This is a genomic window from Stutzerimonas sp. LR2, assembly GCF_055755175.1.
Genome location: NZ_JBVTRR010000111.1, coordinates 1 through 508, shown reverse-complemented (window position 1 = coordinate 508; position 508 = coordinate 1). Strand labels below are relative to the sequence as shown.

General features: G+C 46.7%; 1 protein-coding gene. It reads left to right on the top strand.

The genetic code is table 11. From position 1 onward, the window contains the following. Positions 1-52: 52 nt before the first annotated feature. Positions 53-508, top strand: a 456-nt coding sequence (locus ACVRRC_RS22320) for a hypothetical protein (RefSeq protein WP_472997630.1), incomplete at its 3' end; no start/stop codon positions are given.

The window sequence follows — 508 nt, the reverse complement described above, 5'->3', positions numbered from 1 at the left end:
GGCAGGCTGGTATAACAGGGGTAACTCACCAAGACAGGCACGGGGGTGCGTCATGTCTTTCAAGATGATTGGATTGGCCGTATTTATTGCGGGTGTATTGGGGCTGGCCTACTTACTGTTTTATTCTGGGAAACCGGTGAAAAAATCAAACGGCGAAAAGGTAGCGCGGAAGCCGACTCTCGACGAATTGTTTCCCATTGATGAAGAAACAGGGGAGAAAATTTATCAAAGGGAAGAGCACGATGGTGTGATAACCAGTGATAATGAACTGACTCCGACCATTTATGTTGGGTACAAGCGGCATAAATTTATTCTCCCACGCGATGCCAGCAATCTGTACTCGCGCCTGGTTGAAATATTTGCCGATCAGTATGCTGTAGCACCTCAGGTCAGAGTGACTGACATCATTCAGGCAGAAGAAAAGGATATTGACAACCAGAGTCTGGACGTCAAAAGTGCCATGCAGTTTATGTCCCGCATGAACTTTAACTTTGTCCTCAGCGACATA